Below are 1755 nucleotides of genomic sequence, written 5' to 3'. Positions count from 1 at the left end.
CCTTGAAAAAGCCATTCTGGCCGGGGAACTGTCTCCACGCGACCAGTCTTTAGTGCTGGGCATGTGGGACAATTTGTTCCAGCAGGCTAAACGCTAAGTTGCCGCCTTCTCTTCCCTCTCCCTTTTGGGGAGAGGGCCAGGGTGAGGACACCAGACCGCACCCTACTTAACCCTTTTCCCCTTCAGCAATTTCCGCACCCACAGTCGGTTCGGGTTAAGCCCCGCGAGCGTAACCCTGTCCAGCGGAACCGGCTCATCGCTCATTTGCGCGGCTAGCACTTCAGCCAGCAATGGCGCGGAGCATAATCCCCGCGAGCCTAAGCCACCCAACATAAACAGTTCCGGATAAACGGGCGCACTTACCGCCGTTTCTTTGTTGTCTGCAAGATCCTGATAGACTTCAAGCGTGGCGTCATAGTCCGGCACGTTTCCCGCCATCGGCAGGTGATCGCGGGTCGCGCAGCGTACGCCGCAGCGCGCCTGACCCTCACTGACATCAACCTCTTTCGCCCACGACGCATTCGGGAAACAGTCGAGCAGGCGCTGGCGGTTTTGCTGCTGATCCGCTTCGCTGTACTGCATATCTGTTTCACCGCGATGATAGCTGGCACCGATGCAGTGATGGCCGTTGGACGGATTTTGCGGCGTCGCGTAGCCGTCGTAACACAGCACCTGACGCAGTTTGCTCAGTTCGGGCGCGGTCGGGATATGGCTCACCTGGCCGCCGACTGGATAAACCGGCAATGACGCTGTCTGGGTAAACTGAGTGATGTGATGTCCGTTGGCCAGTACAACGCTGGCATGCTGCGACGCTTTGCCGTCAGCAAAACGCAGTTCCCAGTGCGCAGTGCGGCTTAGCGATTGAACCTTATGGGCATAATGCACTGTCAACCCACGCGACTGCCCGAGGGCTATCGCCGCAGAAGTCAGTTCAGCCGGACACAGCCAGCCGCCGAGTGGATACTGAATTCCGCCGCAGCCGGTGTCGACGCCAGCGGTCTCAGCAACCTGCTGAGCCGTCACTGCATGGGCGATGGTTTCCGGCAGCCCCAGCGACAGCATTTGGGTGATTTTCTGTTGGCTCTTCTCATCCCAGCCCAACTGCGTCACACCGCACCAGTCGTGGTCGAACGCAACCGGCAGGCTATCGTAAAGGCGACGAGCAAACGTAAACGCAGCCGGGAAGAACTGGAACAGTGCTGGATCGTGTGAACTTAATAAGGGATAAAGCGCGCCCTGACGGTTGCCTGATGCACCCATCGCCGGTGCCTCGTCAGCGCAGTAGAGCGTCACCTGCCAGCCACGGTGCAGCAGCGCCAGTGAGAGCAGGGCGCTGGCAATACCTCCGCCCACAATGGCGACCTCACGCGACGCACTGGGGCGGCGAGCAAACCAGGGTGCCTGTGCCGGGATCGCCAGATCCTGCTCCATCACCCCCACCAGCATGTCGCGTTTGCGGCCAAAGCCTTTGGTTTTCCGCATGGTAAACCCCGCCTCCTGCAACCCACGGCGGACAAAGCCCGCCGAGGTGAAGGTGGCAAGCGTCGCGCCCGGGCGTGCCAGACGTGCCATTGCGCTGAACAGGTGCGGACTCCACATGTCAGGGTTTTTGGCGGGCGCAAAACCGTCCAGGAACCAGGCGTCCACTTTCTGATGCATTGAGTCATCGAGCTTATCGGTCAGGTCGTTAATGTCGCCAAGCCACAGGTCGAGCGTGACGCGTCCGTCGTCCAGAATCAGACGATGACAGCCGCC

1 protein-coding gene and 1 pseudogene are annotated in these 1755 nt (G+C 60.1%); one reads left to right on the top strand and one right to left on the bottom strand.

Translation table 11 applies throughout. From position 1 onward, the window contains the following. A pseudogene (locus tag HP459_RS22760) lies at window positions 1-97 on the top strand (YfcL family protein); the annotation flags it as partial. Between the two features lie 65 nt (window positions 98-162). Here HP459_RS22760 and mnmC read toward each other — a convergent pair. After that, window positions 163-1755 (bottom strand): FAD-dependent 5-carboxymethylaminomethyl-2-thiouridine(34) oxidoreductase MnmC (gene mnmC / locus HP459_RS22755; RefSeq protein ID WP_171936903.1); only part of this gene is annotated, 1593 nt, incomplete at its 5' end.

Origin of the sequence: Enterobacter sp. CM29, from assembly GCF_013179605.1 — a bacterium.
Taxonomy (GTDB): Bacteria; Pseudomonadota; Gammaproteobacteria; order Enterobacterales; family Enterobacteriaceae; genus Enterobacter; species Enterobacter intestinihominis.
Note: the sequence above shows the minus strand (reverse complement) of the source record. Positions and strands in the feature narration are given on the sequence as shown.